We start from the raw sequence: 16,200 nt of genomic DNA on the forward strand, positions 1-16,200 counted from the left end.
GCTCAGGCCCGGCCCCAGACGTAGACGGCGGCGAACAGGAACAGCCAGACCACGTCAACGAAGTGCCAGTACCACGCCGCGGCTTCAAAGCCCACATGGCGTTCGGGGGTGAAATGCCCCTTCATCGCGCGGAACAGGCAGACGGCCAGGAAGATGGTGCCGATGATCACATGGGCGCCATGGAAGCCGGTCGCCATGAAGAAGGCGGCGCCATAGATGTTGTCACGGAAGCCGAAGGCGGCGTGGCTGTATTCATAGGCCTGCAGGAAGGTGAAGCAGACGCCCAGAACCACGGCGATCGCCAGGCCGGTGATCATGTCCTTGCGGTTGTTCTCATGCACCAGGGCATGGTGCGCCCAGGTGACGGCACAGCCCGACAGCAGCAGAACCAGCGTGTTGATCAGCGGCAGGTGCCAGGGATCGAAGGTTTCGACCGGCACGCCGTTGACCAGCGGCGGCCAGACACCATCGACCCAGGGGCTTTCCGGCCCCATCGGATACATGCGGTGCTTGAAGAAGGTCCAGAACCAGGCCGCGAAGAACATGACTTCGGACATGATGAACATGATGAAGCCATAGCGCAGGCCGATGCGGACCACCGGCGTGTGGTCGATGCCCTGCCCTTCCTTCACCACGTCTGTCCACCAGGCGAACATGACGTACAGCACCATGACAAGGCCGATCAGGAACAGCCAGGGCTGGCTGAGCGCACTGTCGGCCGAGACGCGCGGCGAGATCATCAGCACCGCGCCGAAGAGCATGATGAAGGCCCCGAGCGCGCCAAGGAACGGCCAGATCGAGGGTGGCAGGACGTGGTAATCGTGGTTCTTAGCGTGGGCCATGGCGGAAGCGGTTCCCTCGTTTCTTATATCTTATGGTCGTCAGTTGGCGGCGGCGGCCGGGGTGGCCGGATCGTCCGCATCCAGCGTCGCCTGCGATTGCGGCAGGGGCGCGGTGTGGAAGGTGTAGCTCAGCGTGATCGCCTCGACCCGGGCGGTGTTCGGATCGTCGGCCATCGCCGGGTCGATGAAGAAGCTGACCGGCATCTCGACGCGCTCGCCGGGTTGCAGCACCTGCAATTCGAAGCAGAAGCAGGCGATCTTGGTGAAATAGCCGCCCAGCATGTCGGGCGAGACGTTGTAGCTGGCCTGCCCCGCGACCGGCTTGTCGGTCGGGTTGTAGGCTTCGTAGAAGGCCAGCCCGGTTTCACCGACGCGGATGTCCATTTCCGGCGCGACGGGGCGGAACTCCCACGGCATTCCGGCTTCGAGCGAGGCATCGAAGCGGACGGTGATCACGCGGTCCAGCACATGATCGGGCGCTGTCGCGGCGACCGAGGTGGTGCCGCCATAGCCGGTGACCTTGCAGAACCAGTCATAGAACGGGGGAATCACCACCACGGTCACGAAGGCCATGGTGAACACGCCCCCGGCCAGCGCCGCGGCCTGACGACCGGGGGTGGAGAAGAGCCCGCGTTTCATCCGCCCGTTGCCCCATCCGTGGGGCCACCCGTCACCGGATCGGCGGCGCGGCCGGTGCCGGGCACCATTTCGGGACGAACCGTGTGGTCATAGCCCTGCATCGGATCGCCGCGCTTCACCTTGACCACGGTCAGGGCAAAGACCAGCGCCACGAAGAAGGCCAGACACAGCGCCACGCCAAGGTTGCGGCTGAAGCGGCGGCCGTGCAGTTCATGCGTGGGGTTCAGCGCCATCTTACCAGCCTCCCAGGCCGTAGGGTTTCAGGGCGGCTTCGGCCAGGAAGGCGCCGAAGTGCAGGAACAGATACAGCAGCGAGAAGCGGAAGAACGCCTTTTCGACGGCGTATTTGTCGGCCTCGGCCTGCGTTTCGTCGCGCCGCCAGATCCGCGCCGCGCCGATCAGGAACCAGCCGTTCAGCCCCAGCGCCACCGCCAGCGTCAGCGGCCCGCCGATCGAGGTGAGCGCGGCCCAGACCGACACCGGCGCCAGCAGCACGGTATAGGCCAGGATATGGCGGCGGGTGGATTTGCGGCCATGCGTCACCGTCAGCATCGGCACGCCGGCATTGTGGTAATCTTCCTTCATGAACAGCGCCAGCGCCCAGAAATGCGGTGGCGTCCACATGAAGATCAGCGCGAACATCAGGCAGGCTTCGACCGAGAGGCTGCCGGTGGCGGCGACCCAGCCGATCATGGGCGGGAAGGCCCCGGCGGCGCCGCCGATGACGATGTTCTGCGGGGTCGAGCGTTTCAGCCAGACCGAATAGACCACGGCATAGAAGAAGATGGTGAAGGCCAGCAGGCCCGCCGCGACAAGGTTGGTCGCCAGCCCCAGCATGACGACGCTGATGCCCGAGAGCGCCAGCCCCACGGCCAGCGCCTCGCCGCCCTGAACCCGGCCGGCGGGCACGGGGCGGTTGCGGGTGCGGCGCATCACGGCGTCAATATCGGCATCCCACCACATGTTCAGCGCACCCGAAGCGCCCGCGCCCAGCGCGATGAACAGGATGGCGGCGAAAGCCTCGACCGGGTGCAGCGACACGGGGGCCACCAGCAGGCCCACCAGCGCGGTGAACACCACCAGCGACATGACCCGCGGCTTCAGCAGTTGCACATAATCGCCGAACCCCGCCTCCTGCGGCGCGGTCTCGGCCTGAAATGCCCCGATGTCGGTCATCCGTCCCTCTCCTCGCGCGCCGGAACCGGCCCTCCTCCGGGCCGGGGCGCGTGTGTTCCCGATCAGTCGTTGGTGGCGACCTGAACCGGCGCCGCCGGGGCCGGCGTGGCGGCCAGCACCACGTTGCCGGCCTTGGCCTGTTCGACCCAGGCGGCATAGGCGGCCTCGGACACGACCTTGACGGTGATCGGCATATAGGCGTGGTCCTTGCCGCACAGTTCGCTGCACTGGCCGAAGAAGATGCCTTCACGGTCGGGCTTGAACCAGAGCTGGGCAATCCGGCCCGGCACCGCATCCTGCATCACGCCGAAGGCCGGGATCTTCCAGGAGTGGATCACGTCGCTTGCGGTGATGTGCATCACCACGGTCTTGCCGACGGGCACCACCACGGCGGTATCGGTCGCCAGCAGGAACTGGTCGCGGGTGTAGCCGGCCTTCTGCAGCTCGGCCTCGACCGCGGGGGTCAGGCGGGCGTCGCCGCCCAGGTTCAGACCGCCGATCATGTAGCTGTCGTAGGATTCGATGCCTTCGTTCGGGTATTCATAGCTCCAGTACCACTGGTTGCCGGTGACCTTGATCACCACGTCGCCCTTGGGGAATTCCTGCTGGTTGAACAGCGCGGGCAGCGAGAAGAAGCCGATGAAGACCAGAATGATGATCGGGATCACGGTCCAGGCCACTTCCAGCGGGCTGTTGTGGGTGAACCGGCGCGGCGTGGGGTTGGCCCGGCTGTTGTAGCGCAGGATCACGATCAGCAGCAGCGCGGTCACGAAGATGGTGATGGCGGTGATGATCCACAGGACCATGCCATCCAGCCACTGCTGTTCGACCGCGATGGACGACGAGGCGGGCTGGAAGCCCACCTTTCCATCGACCGGCTGGCCCACGATTTCAAGCGCCTGGGCCGAAAGGGCCGCCGGCGACAGGGCAGCGAGGCAAATCAGGGCCGATCGCTGCAAGAACGACTTCACGCGCATGTCTTCTTCCCGTTCTGACGCGCGGCTTGCTGCCGCTTGTTCCGAAACCCCGGCCAAGGCCGTGAAATCCGGTGCTTATGGCCTTTTCAAATCACATCGGCGGCGGCGGGACAAGAAAAACCATCGCCGCAGACGCATCATTTGACATGGATCAAGGACAAAAGGACTGCCCCACGGCAGCGCCGCCGCGTTTTGCGGGCCGGCCGGGATTGGGGCCAGGGATCGGGGCGCGTCCTGTCCGGGCAGTCTAGCGCAATTTGATGTATATCCAAAGCATGATTTCACCCCCGCTTGCGGCAGGGGCTGCGCGGCCCTACCTTCGGCGGATGCCGCAGATGCGAAAGGCCCCTGCCCGATGACCGACGCCCCCTTCCGCCCGTTCGAGACCCGTCTCGACGAATCCGCGGCCCTTGCCACCCTGCGCGCCGCGACGGCCGGGGCCGAGGATGGCGAGTTGTTCCTGGAACGCCGCCGGGGCGAGACTCTGGTGCTGGACGACGGGCGCATCCGCACCGCCAGCTATGACGCCGCCGAAGGCTTCGGCCTGCGCGCGGTGAAGGGCGAGGTGGCCGGATATGCCCATTCCACCGAGATCAGCGAAAGCGCGTTGCGGCGCGCGGCGGAAACCGCGCGGCTGGCGGTGGGCGATGGCGGCGGCACCCTGGCCCCGCCGCCCCCCGGCACCAACCGCCGGCTTTACGGCGAGGCCGACCCGATGGCCGACGCGCCCTTTGCCGGCAAGCTGGACATCCTGAAAGAGATTGACGCCTATGCCCGCGCCGCCGACCGGCGGGTGGTGCAGGTCAGCGCCTCGCTGGCGGCCAGTTTGCAGGAGGTCGAGATCCTGCGCCCCGAGGGCACGCGGCTGGCCGATACAAGGCCGATGGCACGAATCAATGTCTCGGTGATTCTGGAAGAGTCGGGGCGCCGCGAATCCGGCAGTTGCGGCAGCGGCGGGCGGCATGGTCTGGCGGCCCTGCTGGACCCCGCGCGCTGGAAACCCATGGTGGACGAGGCGCTGCGGATCGCCCGCGTCAACCTGTCGGCCGAACCGGCGCCTGCGGGCGTGCTGGATGTGGTGCTTGGCCCCGGCTGGCCCGGCATCCTGCTGCATGAAGCCATTGGCCACGGGCTGGAGGGCGACTTCAACCGCAAGGGCACCTCGGCCTTTGCGGGGCTGATGGGGCAGCGCATCGCCGCGCCCGGCGTCACCGTGCTGGATGACGGCACGATCCCCGACCGCCGGGGCAGCATCACCATTGACGACGAGGGCACGCCTTCGGGCCGCAACGTGCTGATCGAGGACGGCATCCTGACGGGCTACATGCAGGACCGGCAGAACGCCCGGCTGATGGGCGTTGCCCCCACCGGCAACGGGCGGCGCGAAAGCTATGCCCATATCCCGATGCCGCGGATGACCAATACCTACATGCTGGGCGGCACGGATGACCCGGCCGGCATCGTGGCAGAGCTGAAGGACGGCATCTGGGCCGTGGGCTTCGGCGGCGGCCAGGTGGACATCACCAGCGGCAAGTTCGTGTTCAGTTGCACCGAGGCCTATCGCGTGCGCAACGGCAAGGTGGGCGAGGCGCTGAAGGGCGCCACGCTGATCGGCGACGGCGCCACCGCGCTGCAACGCATCCGCGCCATCGGCAACGACATGAAGCTGGACCCCGGCATCGGCAATTGCGGCAAGGCCGGGCAATGGGTGCCGGTGGGCGTGGGCCAGCCGACGCTGCTGATCGGCGGGCTGACCGTGGGCGGCCAGAAGGCGGCCTGAGCCGGGCTTCCCCACCCCGGGAGGCAGCGCCCCCGGGGCCGCCGCTGCGTCAGCGGCTGAACTTGCCCTTCAACGCCTCGGCAAAGGCATTGCCGCTGCCTTGCGATTTCGGGGCGGCCTCCATCCGGGCCTTGGGCGGCGGGGCCTTGGCGCGATCCTCGCGTGACGGCGCGGGCGTGCCGCCACCATCCTTGCGCATGGTCAGGCCGATGCGCTTGCGGGGGGCGTCCACCTCGACCACGCGCACCTGCACCACATCGCCGGCCTTCACCACCTCATGCGGGTCTTTCACGAAACGGTCGGCCAACTGGCTGACATGGACCAGACCGTCCTGATGCACCCCGATGTCGACGAAGGCGCCGAAGGCCGCCACGTTGGTCACGGTGCCTTCCAGCAGCATACCGGGGCGCAGGTCGGAAATCTCGTTCACGCCATCGGTGAAGGTGGCGGTCTTGAAGCTGGGGCGCGGGTCGCGGCCGGGCTTTTCCAGTTCCGACAGGATGTCCCGGACCGTGGGCAGACCGAAGCGGTCATCGACAAAGGCGCGCGGGTCCAGCTTCTTGAGCGCGGCGCCGTCGCCCATCAGGGCGCGGATGTCGCGGCCGCAGGCGGCCACGATCTTGCGCGCCACGTCATAGGCTTCGGGGTGGACCGAGCTGGCATCCAGCGGCTCCTTGCCGCCGGTGATCCGCAGGAAGCCCGCCGCCTGTTCAAAGGCCTTGGGCCCAAGCCGCGCCACCTTGAGCAGGTCGCGGCGGCTGGCGAAGGGGCCGTTCGCATCGCGATGCGCGACGATGGCCTCGGCCAGCCCCGGCCCCACGCCCGAGACGCGGGCCAGAAGCGGGGCGGAGGCGGTGTTCAGGTCAACGCCCACGGCGTTCACCGCGTCTTCCACCACCGCATCCAGCGATTTCGCCAGACGGTGCTGGTCCACGTCATGCTGATACTGGCCCACGCCGATGGACTTCGGCTCGATCTTCACCAGTTCGGCCAGCGGGTCTTGCAGGCGGCGGGCGATGGAGACCGCGCCGCGCAGCGAAACGTCCAGATCGGGGAATTCCCGCGCCGCCATTTCCGAGGCGGAATAGACCGATGCCCCGGCTTCGCTGACCACCACCTTGACCGGCTTTTCCGCGCCGGCGGGCAGCACGGCCAGCAGGTCGGCCACCATCTTTTCCGTCTCGCGGCTGGCGGTGCCGTTGCCGATGGCGATCAGCTTCACGCCATGCTGGCCGATCAGCCGCGCGATGGCCACCTGCGCGCCGCGCAGATCGTTCTTCGGCTGGAACGGATAGACGGTCTCGGTCGCCACGACCTTGCCGGTGGCATCCACCACCGCCACCTTGACGCCGGTGCGGATGCCGGGGTCCAGCCCCATGGTGGCCTTGCCGCCCGCGGGCGCGGCCAGCAGCAGGTCTTTCAGGTTGCGGGCAAAGACGCGGATCGCCTCGGCCTCGGCGGCCTCGCGCAGATCGGACATCAGGTCCAGCGTCAGGCTGGTGCGCAGCTTGACGCGCCAGGCCCAGGCGGCGGCCTCGCGCAGCCAGCGGTCGCCCGCGCCGGGGCCGCCTGCGCCAAGCGCCGCGCCGCAGGCCCGTTCCGCCGGGCTTTCGCCGCGCGGGGCTTCGGGATCGACCTCAAGATCCAGCGACAGGATTTCCTCGTTCCGGCCGCGCAGCATGGCCAGAACCCGGTGGCTGGGCGCCGTGGCGAAGGGTTCGGAATGGGCGAAGTAATCGCTGAACTTGGCGCCGGCGGCTTCCTTGCCCTCGACCACCCTGGCCGACAGCCGGCCCACCTTGCGCATGTGATCGCGCAGCCGGCCCAGAAGGGCGGCATCTTCGGCCAGCCCTTCGGCCACGATGTCGCGCGCGCCTTCCAGCGCGGCCTTGGCATCGGCAAAGCCTTCGGACAGGAACCCCGCCGCCAGCGCCGCCGGATCGGCCGAACGGTCGGCCAGAATGGCCTCGACCAGCGCCTGCAACCCGGCCTCGCGCGCGATCATCGCCTTGGTGCGGCGCTTGGGCTTGTAGGGAAGATAGATGTCTTCCAGTTCGGCCTTGGTTTCGGCGCGGGCGATGGACAGCGCCAGCGCATCGGTCATCTTGCCCTGCCCGCTGATCGAGTCGGCAATCGCCGCGCGGCGCGTCTCAAGCTCGCGCAGGTAGCCCAGCCGTTCTTCCAGCTTGCGCAACTGGGTATCGTCCAGCCCGCCCGTGGCTTCCTTGCGGTAGCGGGCGACGAAGGGCACCGTGGCCCCGCCATCCAGAAGGTCAACCGCCGCGCCCACCTGGGCGGGCGTCGCGCCGATTTCGGCGGCGATGATCTGCGGGATGCGGGCAAGCGACATGCGAATCCTCCGTAACGCGGGGGGCAGACCATAGCCACCCAGCCCGCCCCGGCAAGGGCGTAAGGACGCGCATCGGTCGCCGACCGCCGACGGGGGGCCGCCCCCCTGCCCGGCCGCCCCGGCGGGCGGGGTCAGCTTTCGGGCGTCGGCGCCTTGCGGGTGCGGGGCGCCCTGGGTCTTGCGGGCGCTTTCGGGGGCGTTTCTTGGGACGCTTCGGCCTTTTCCACGGCGGGCTTGCGCGCCTTGGCCTTGGGCTTTTCCGGCGGTTCCGGCGCGAGATCGGCCGCCGGATCGACGCCGGTTTCGGCCATCAGTTCGTGCACGGCCTGATACCAGTGCCGGTCGGCTGCATCTTCGGGGCAGCCCTCGCGCAGCCAGATCGCATAGGCGCGGGCGCGGATCACCGTTTCGTTCACCTCTGACACCCTGACCCTCCTTCGCTAAGTTGCGGGTGGCCGGGGGCGGCCAGAACCGGCCCCGGCCCCGCCAGCATACGCCGAATCCACGCAAGGCCCCCGTTCATTCGGGCGGCTGTGGCGATCTGTCCCGCGCCTGCCCGTTTTCCGGGCAGGAAAAGCCGCCGCTGCGCCGGCCCGCATCTGGCACCGCCCCGGGCCAAACCCCTTGATCCGCGTCCGGCTTCTGCCCATAGGTTACCCATCGGCAGCCTGGCAGGAGGAATGTCCCGAATATGGTCCGGTCCCTGCGCCATGATGCCCCGCGGCCAGCGCCGCGCAAGCCGCGATGACGGAAATCCCCCGCCACGACCCGGACCGGCTGGCACCCCGGGTCTGCCTTGCCCTGCCGACGATGGGGCAGGTGCAGACGCCGACACTGCAGTCGATCATCGGGCTGACCCAGGCCTTCACGCGCGCGGCCATTCCCTTCGCGGTTCTGGATTTTTCCTTCTCGGACATCGTGATGTCGCGCAACATCCTGGCCTCGCGCTTTGTTGCGGACCGGACCTTCACCCATATGGTGATGCTGGATTCCGACATGGTGTTCGCGCCGCAGGCCATTCTGCGGCTGCTGCGGTTCGACGCGCCCTTCACCGGCTGCGCCTATCCGTTGCGGCGGTATGACGGCGACCGGCTGCGCGCCGCCTTTGCGGCCAGCCCGGCGGAGGCCGATTTCCAGACCGTGCAGAGCCGCGCGGCGGTTCATGCCGACTATTTCAGACGCCGGGACGGCAAGCCACTTGACCCCGAGCTGCGCGACGGGTTCGTCAGGGTGGCGGCCATGCCGGCCGGGATGCTGTGCCTGCACCGGCTGGTTCTGGAAGGGCTGATCGCCGCCGGCGAGGCGCCGCGCCTGCCGGGAATGGAGCGGAACGGGCTGGCCCCCGCCGGGGTGCCGGTGCATGACTTCTTCTCGCATATCCGGGACGATCAGACGCTGTATTCGGAAGACATCTCGCTGGCGATGCGCTGGCAGGAACGGCTGGACGGCGAGATCTGGATGGACACGACCCAGATGGTCGGCCATCGCGGCGCGATGACGGTCTGGGGACGCTTCAGCGACACCCTCTGAACCGGGCGGACAGGCCGCAGGCGCCGGCTTGGGGCGAACCCGCGCAAGCCCCCCGTTCCTTCGGGCGGCGGGGGCGATCTGCTCCATCGCCGGCGATCTTGCAGGCGTGCAAACCCGCCCGAAGGTGCCTTTCATCGGCAGCCCCGGTTCGCGCGGGGCCAGCGCCGGTTTGCCGATTGTTACAGGCACCCCGGTCCAGGTGACCGGCTCGGCAATTAGGCGCCGAAGGGGGCTTGTGTCTGGAAATAATCTTTCTGTAAGCAAGCCGGTCAGTGTTCGAAGAGTTTGCCATTGTTGGCTGGTACGAAAGGTAATGAGTGTGACGGTGTATATTGGCGGCCCGAGCAACGATGTTCTGATCGGCGGCTCTGGCGATGACCAGTTCTCGGGTGGCGGGGGCAATGACCTGATCAACGGCGTTGCGGGGAACGACTCGCTGGCCGGTGACGAAGGGGCGGACTCGCTTTTCGGCGGCATCGGGAACGACATCGTTGACGGCGGTGACAACGACGATCTGATCCGCGGCGACGACAGCACTGCAAGTGCGCCAGCCGGAAACGACACGCTTTATGGCGGCGCCGGAAACGACGTGATCCACGGCGACAACCTGACCGGGCCCACGCCGAACTTTAGCGCCGGAACCGGCAACGATCTGATCTACGGCGGCACGGGCGACGATATCGTCTATGCGGGGGCCGGCGGGCAAGACACGCTCTATGGCGACGAAGGCAATGACATCCTTGATTTTTTTGCCTTGGACAATCGCGCCAACGATCTGGCTTACGGCGGCTCTGGCGATGACACGATCTATAGTGTCCTTGGGGCCATCAACCAGCCGTTCACTGGAGGGGTCACCTCGATCTACGGCGGCGAGGGGAACGATTACATCGGCGGCAGGTCAGCCGACGCCACCGTTCAGGTCAGCCAACTTGTGTTCGGCGGTATTGGCAATGACACCATCGCCATGTCCGAAACCTTCCTGGGCATCGGCGCGCTTTCCTACAACGACACCCTTTACGGCGAGGACGGCGACGATGTGATCAGGGCCGGCGCCGGCGCGGACAAGGTCTACGGCGGCGAGGGAAAAGACCTGCTCTATGGCGGCGCTGACGAGGATCTGATCGAGGGCGGCCTGGGGGAGGACACGCTCAACGGTGATGCCGGCAATGATTCGCTTGATGGGGGCGCGGACAACGATCTTCTGTTCGGCGGGCTTGGCAATGACAGTCTTTCCGGCGGGCTTGGCAGCGACATGCTGGATGGCGGCGCCGGCCATGATGTGCTGAATGGCGGCGGCGGGGGCAGCGACACACTGACCGGGGGCACGGGGGATGACAGGTTCATCATCTCGGGCACGGCGGGCGACGTGATCACGATCACCGACCTGGGTGCGGGGGAAACCGCCGGCGCGAACGGCACCAGCCTCGACAACGACTTTGTCGATTTGAGCGCCTGGTACAATGCCGGGAACCTGGCCGCCTACAACGCGCAATACGGCACGAGCTTTACCACCGCGCTGGCCGCCATGCAGCATGACTGGGCCAACAACGGCACGCTGGACTGGATCGCCCAGCAGGGTGGCCCCACGGTGCATGTGACGGTCACCGGCACGGGCGCGATGGACACCGAACATACCGGCGTCACCTGCTTTGCGCGCGGCACCCTGATCATCACCGACCAGGGCGAGGTGGCGGTCGAGGATCTGCGGCAGGGCGCGCGGGTGCTGACCCGCGACAACGGCTTCCAGCCGCTGCGCTGGATCGGATGCACCCGCATTGCCGCGACCGAACTGGCCCGCAAGCCGCATCTTCGGCCGATCCGCATCCGGGCTGGCGCCCTGGGCAGCGGGATGCCGACGGCAGATCTTTTCGTGTCGCCGCAACACCGGGTTCTGGTGTCGTCGGCGGTCACGGAACGCATGTTCGGCGAGAGAGAGGTTCTGGTGGCCGCCAAGCAGCTTACGGGACTGGCGGGCATCGAGGTTGTCAATGACAGCAGCGACGTTGAATACTGGCATTTCCTGCTGGACGAGCATCAGGTTGTCCTGTCGAACGGCGCGCCGACCGAAAGCCTGTACACGGGGCCCGAGGCGCTGGCATCGCTGTCGGACGAGATGCGACGTGAAATCCTGGAGATCTTCCCGGAGCTTGCCGATCTGGATCATGGCGCGCTGGCCGTGCCGGCCCGGCAATTGGTGCCGGGGCGCCGGGCGCGGAACTTTGCGGAGCGCATCGCCAGAAACGGGCTGGAGCCGATCTCGTAATTCGGGGGGCGCGGGCCAGCCTGAACCTTGTGCCGTCATTGCGGCACCAAGCCCCCGCCGCGATGACGGGGGCCTGGCGCCGGCACCGGCCGCGTCAGCGCAGCAGAGTCAGGTGCTTTTCCACATGGCGCGCGACGAATTTGCGCGCCTGACGCCCGGCCACAATCAGACGGGCAGGATCGGGCAACTGATCCGGCAGCCCCATGGCCAGTTCCGGGAAAAGCTTGAAGATTTCCTCACGCGCGGCTTCGGAGACCGATTTCATCGCCTCGGGGCCGGTGTAGAGCGATTCCATCGGCGCGCCTTCGGCGTAAACGATCTGGTGCCGGTCAAACAGGAAATGGAAATACTCCACCTCCGACACATCCGTCGCGATGTCGACGCCGGGGATCAGCAGAAGCTGCTTGGCGGCGACCAGCGTCTCGTCCACGTCGAACATCTTGCGCGCCAGTTTCGACGACACCACCACCCGATGCTGCGGCGACACCAGCACATCGGCCAGCGGCAACCCGCGGCCCAGCGCGCCGGCCCGGATACGGATGGGGCGCATCTTGGGGTTCAGGGCGAAATCGGCTTCGTTCAGCCGGCTTGACCCGATCCAGCGGATTTCCTGAAACCCGTCATCCACCGTTTCCACCAGATCGCCGCGCCGGAGGTCTTCGATCGCAACCGGGCCACGGTCGGTTTCGATCAGCGTGCCCCTGACGAAGCAGGGGGCCGCGGGAAGGTTGACAACGGAAATGCCAATCTCGGACGATGTGGTGTTGATGTCGGTCGCCGCGCTGAAGTTGAACACCAGCACATCGCTGCCTGTCAGCGATTGCGCGGTGACAAAGGTCGGCGGCAGGGAGATGGCGACGGTGCCATCGTTCAGGATCATGGCATAGACTTGCACACTGATCGGCGCGCCCCCGTTGATCGAAACGGTAACGCCGTTCAGCACGACATACTGCTGAACCGTCTTTTGCGTGACGCCATCATCAAAGGAGACCCAGTCATCGGCACCGGACCCGAAGAAGGCGCTGCTGTGCGCTTTCTCCAGCAGGAAATCCGTGCCGGATGTTCCCAGCGGACCCGTGTAGTATTTCATCACGTCGAAGGTTGAGGTGACAGTCCCCATGCCCTTCAGAGCGGTAACGCCGCTTGCGTCGTTCGTCAGGGATGTCACCGTGCCACCATAGGGCGTGTTCAGCACCCAGGCCTTGGTATAAGCTGGCGTCAACGCCATGATTTTCCTCTTTCAGCAATGCACTCTTTACAGTTGTGGCCGCCGCCACGCGGGCGGCGGCCGCAGATTTCACACCGGGGACAGCACGTCCGAAGCTCCGCGTTTCGTCGCCCGCCGCGTAAAGCTGCGGGCCAGCCTGCCCGGAACAATTGTCCGGGCCGGGATCAGACGGTCGCCGTTCAGCACGGCATCGGTTTCCGAAAGTTCGGGGAACAGCGTCAGGATTTCCTGCTGCTGGTCCGGGGTCAGCGCCTTCAGCGCCTCGGGGCCGGTGAACAGGCTTTCGGTGGGGGCCCCGTTCGAATAGACGATCTCGTGCTGTTCGAAGAGGAAGTGCCAGTAGGACACGCCGTCCATCTCTTCGGCGACGGTGATGCCGGGCAGGCCCACCAGATGCTTGGCCGCGATCAGAACCTCACGGTCCGAGAACATCCGCTCCGACAGCCGTGACCGCACCAGAACGCGATGCTGCGGCGACACCACCAGATCGGCCGTCGGCAGGCCATGGCCCAGCGCGCCGGCCGCAATGCGGATTGGCCGCAGGTTGGGCTTGCGCTGCAGATCGGCGCCGGAAAGCTGCCGCCCGCCGATCCAGGCAACGGGCTGATAGCCCCGGTCCATGGTCAGAACCATGCTGCCGGGCCGAAGATCCTCAACCTTCACCGGGCCGGCGTCGGTGCTGATCTCGGTGCCCTGCGCAAAGCAGAAGGCCACCGATTCCCAGTAGTTGATCACCTGCCCTTGCCAGGTAAGCTGGATATGCGCCCCGGCGCCGTTCGTGGTCTTGAAGGTGCCATCGGGGTTCAGCGTCCAGCCGGCCGCCAGCGCCGCGGTGGTGAAACTGGCCTGATCGGCCGCGTTCAGACGGAAGGTGAGGACGTCATTGTCGTTCGCGCTTTCGCCGCCGTAGATGTAGTTCGTGGAACTGCGGTCGGCGGTCGTGCCCAGGATCAGCGTGTCGTTCCCGGTGCCGGCGTCATAGACACCGCTTCCGGTCATCGTCCAGTTCTTGCCGATGGTGACGTGTTCGTCATTGTCCGTCGTGCCACCGTAGAAGTTCGCGAAGGTGAAATCGTCGCCGGTCGTCATGTTGAACGAGCCGGTGCCGGTGGTGTCGCCGTAGATGGTGCCGATCGTCACGTTGGTGCCTATCGTCAGCGACACATCCTGATTGGGCGCGGCAAAGTCTGCGAGGCCGTTGATCGTGGTGTTGTCGCCCAGAACGATGGTCGAGGTGCCGCCGTCATTGGTGAAATAGGCCGGCCCGTTGACCGTAAGGTTCGGGCCGCCGTTGAAGATGATCTGGTCGCCGTTCACATCCAGAAGGCCGCCGAACACCGTGGGGCCGGTCAGGTTGACCGTGGTCGAAAGCGAGACCGCATCGCCGAAGGTGACAGCGCCGCCGGTTGTCAGGCCGGTGCCGGCGGTGAAGTTCACCGTATCCCCGCCGACGTTCAGCACCGTGCCGATCGACGACCCAGAGCCAAGGGTGACAGTGGTGGTGCCGTCCGTTCCGCCGATATAGGCATCAAGCGACACGATGAAGTTGTCGCCCGTCGTCAGCGTGACATCGGAGTTGAAACCGTTGGCATAGAAGCCGCCACCGATGTCGGAACCCGGGCCGATGTCGATGGTGTAGGTCGCGTTCGCGTCGTTCAGATAGGCATAGCCGGACACGTCGAAATCCGGTCCGGCGGTGAAATCGACGGTCGAGCCATTGGCGTAGAGCGCCCCGCCAATGTTGGCGCCCTGGCCGATCGTCACATCGGTTGTGCCGTTCAGATCACCGAAGGTTGCAAAATACTGGACGGAGAGGCCGTCACCGATCAGGGTCGTGACATCGCTGCCGCTGATGTCCAGCGCCCCGGTGTTGATGACGGCGTTGTTGCCGATGGTGACATCAGTGGTGCTGTTGGTTGACCCGAAGTACACATAGCCATTCGCCGTGAAATCGTCGGGGATCGAGACGTTGTAATCCGAGTTGTAGCCGTAGCCGTAGATGGCATTCGTGGTAACGCCGGTGCCGAAGGTCACGTCGAAGGTTGAATTCGATGCGGTCAGGTAGATCAGGCCCGCGGTCGAATTGTCGGCCATCGTCAGCACCTGCCCCGAGGTCGGGTCGGTCTGGCTGACGGTGCCATCGGTGCCGAAGTAAAGGTTGCCGACCGTCGAGGCGAGCCCGACCGAAACGGTGTTGTCGCTGTAAAGCCCGTTGACGAAGATGCTTCCGGTGGTCGTGCCGTCGCCGACAGTCACGCTGTTGTCGATGTTGCCCAGCGCCAGCGTGCCGCCCGAGTTTGCGTAGATGTCGCCCGTGACGGTGCTGAGATCCCCGATGGTCACGGTTGCGGCCGAGTTGGTGCCGTTGGCGTAGATGAAGCCGTAGACCTCGGAACTGTCGCCGATGGTCAGCGTGTTGGTCCCGCCCGCCCCGTTGATGGTGATGGCGCCGTTCACCTGCGCATCCAGACCGATGGTCAACGTGTTCGCGCTGCCGGTGCCGCCGCCGACGACGCTGATGGCGCCGCCGGTGTGCAGGGTGGCGTTGCCGGTCTTGAGGTTGGCCCCGATGTCCAGCGTGGCCGCGCCGGTGCTGGACGACACGCTGATCGTGCCGTTGGTCGACAGGTTGTCATCGAAATCGACCGAAACCGGGGCGTTGGTCGAGGCGATGTTCACGCTGGCCCCGGTTCCCGTGAAGGTCGTGGTGTTGCTGAAGTCGAACGTCTTGGCGCCTGCCCCGCTGGCCGCGAAGGACTGGGCCGAGAATCCGGTGCCGAAGGTGCCGCTGGCGGCCCCGGCGCCAAGGTTGATCGCTTCGGTCACGGTCACATTCGTGCCGACCGTCAGGGTATCAGCCCCCGCCCCGCCCGTGATCTGCCCCGCGACAGTGGCCCCGTCGCCCAGCGTCACCGAGCTTGTCACCGTGGTCAGGCTGCCGTTGCCGCCATCGCCCAGTTGCAGATCGCCGGTCGTGGCCCCTGCCCCGATGGTGTAATTCGCGCCGTCCACCGTGCCGCCGCCGAAATCATAGCGCCCGGCATTCACGCCGGGGGCAATCGTGATATTCGCCGTTGTCTGGTCGCCAAGCGTAATAAGCCGCTGCGCGGTGCCCGCAGAAGCATTGGCCGCATTGATCTGGATATTGTAGCTGACCGTTGTCCCCAGGGGCGTGCCGGCCGGCGGGTTGAACGTAATGCCGACGGAAACAGTCGGATCAATGATATAGGTATCACCCGCGGTGACGTTGATCACACCTTGCAACTTCTGCGTTGCCGGATTTGTTACGACGGGAACAACGGTGAACGTGGCCATCATGAAACTCCAGTAGATCGTGACACTTGAACTGTCAGGGCCGGCAAACAGCCAAATCGACAGGGTGCACCAGGGTTGATTGCGAAGGTGAAAGTGACGA

At 66.3% G+C, this 16,200-nt stretch carries 12 protein-coding genes; 3 read left to right on the forward strand and 9 right to left on the reverse strand.

Translation table 11 applies throughout. From position 1 onward, the window contains the following. Positions 1 to 2: 2 nt before the first annotated feature. From B6K69_RS05370 to coxB, 5 genes are all read right to left on the reverse strand, one after another. On the reverse strand, positions 3 to 842 hold the full coding sequence (locus B6K69_RS05370; RefSeq protein ID WP_107673373.1) for a cytochrome c oxidase subunit 3: 840 nt from the start codon (positions 840 to 842) through the stop codon (positions 3 to 5). 39 nt (positions 843 to 881) lie between these two features. After that, positions 882 to 1,415 carry a cytochrome c oxidase assembly protein gene (locus B6K69_RS05375; RefSeq protein ID WP_236939024.1) on the reverse strand — a complete coding sequence of 178 codons (534 nt, stop codon included), beginning with the start codon at positions 1,413 to 1,415 and terminating at the stop codon, positions 882 to 884. Positions 1,416 to 1,477: 62 nt separating this feature from the next. Then, a complete protein-coding gene (locus B6K69_RS05380) occupies positions 1,478 to 1,714 on the reverse strand; it encodes a hypothetical protein (RefSeq protein WP_107673371.1) in 237 nt (78 codons plus the stop codon). 1 nt (position 1,715) lies between these two features. Further along, on the reverse strand, positions 1,716 to 2,657 hold the full coding sequence (gene cyoE / locus B6K69_RS05385) for a heme o synthase (protein ID WP_108643061.1): 942 nt from the start codon (positions 2,655 to 2,657) through the stop codon (positions 1,716 to 1,718). Between the two features lie 62 nt (positions 2,658 to 2,719). Then, on the reverse strand, positions 2,720 to 3,634 hold the full coding sequence (gene coxB / locus B6K69_RS05390; RefSeq protein WP_108643062.1) for a cytochrome c oxidase subunit II: 915 nt from the start codon (positions 3,632 to 3,634) through the stop codon (positions 2,720 to 2,722). Between the two features lie 355 nt (positions 3,635 to 3,989). On the opposite strand from coxB, the gene tldD reads away from it, so the two are divergent. Beyond that, the gene (gene tldD / locus B6K69_RS05395; RefSeq protein WP_108643063.1) at positions 3,990 to 5,414 is read left to right on the forward strand and encodes a metalloprotease TldD; all 1,425 of its coding nucleotides are present in this window, start codon (positions 3,990 to 3,992) and stop codon (positions 5,412 to 5,414) included. A 49-nt stretch (positions 5,415 to 5,463) separates the two neighbouring features. Here tldD and B6K69_RS05400 read toward each other — a convergent pair whose 3' ends face one another. Next, positions 5,464 to 7,764: a Tex family protein gene (locus tag B6K69_RS05400; RefSeq protein ID WP_108643064.1), complete on the reverse strand. Its 2,301-nt coding sequence runs from the start codon at positions 7,762 to 7,764 to the stop codon at positions 5,464 to 5,466. Between the two features lie 131 nt (positions 7,765 to 7,895). Continuing rightward, positions 7,896 to 8,189, reverse strand: coding sequence for a DUF2934 domain-containing protein (locus B6K69_RS05405; RefSeq protein WP_108643065.1), 294 nt, complete (start codon positions 8,187 to 8,189; stop codon positions 7,896 to 7,898). Between the two features lie 319 nt (positions 8,190 to 8,508). On the opposite strand from B6K69_RS05405, the gene B6K69_RS05410 reads away from it, so the two are divergent. Then, positions 8,509 to 9,294 (forward strand): hypothetical protein, encoded by a 786-nt coding sequence (locus tag B6K69_RS05410; protein ID WP_108643066.1) that lies wholly within the window; start codon positions 8,509 to 8,511, stop codon positions 9,292 to 9,294. A 313-nt stretch (positions 9,295 to 9,607) separates the two neighbouring features. Continuing rightward, positions 9,608 to 11,557, forward strand: a complete 1,950-nt coding sequence (locus B6K69_RS05415) for a Hint domain-containing protein (protein WP_108643067.1) — start codon at positions 9,608 to 9,610, stop codon at positions 11,555 to 11,557. 94 nt (positions 11,558 to 11,651) lie between these two features. Here the strand turns inward: B6K69_RS05415 and B6K69_RS05420 are convergent, their stop codons facing one another. Next, positions 11,652 to 12,785: a Hint domain-containing protein gene (locus B6K69_RS05420; protein WP_228156814.1), complete on the reverse strand. Its 1,134-nt coding sequence runs from the start codon at positions 12,783 to 12,785 to the stop codon at positions 11,652 to 11,654. A 69-nt stretch (positions 12,786 to 12,854) separates the two neighbouring features. Beyond that, entirely contained in the window at positions 12,855 to 16,100 is a 3,246-nt protein-coding gene (locus B6K69_RS05425; protein ID WP_164681887.1) for a Hint domain-containing protein, read from the reverse strand. Positions 16,101 to 16,200: the final 100 nt, after the last annotated feature.

The sequence above is a fragment of the Pseudogemmobacter blasticus genome, assembly GCF_003071405.1.
Lineage (GTDB): Bacteria > Pseudomonadota > Alphaproteobacteria > Rhodobacterales > Rhodobacteraceae > Pseudogemmobacter > Pseudogemmobacter blasticus.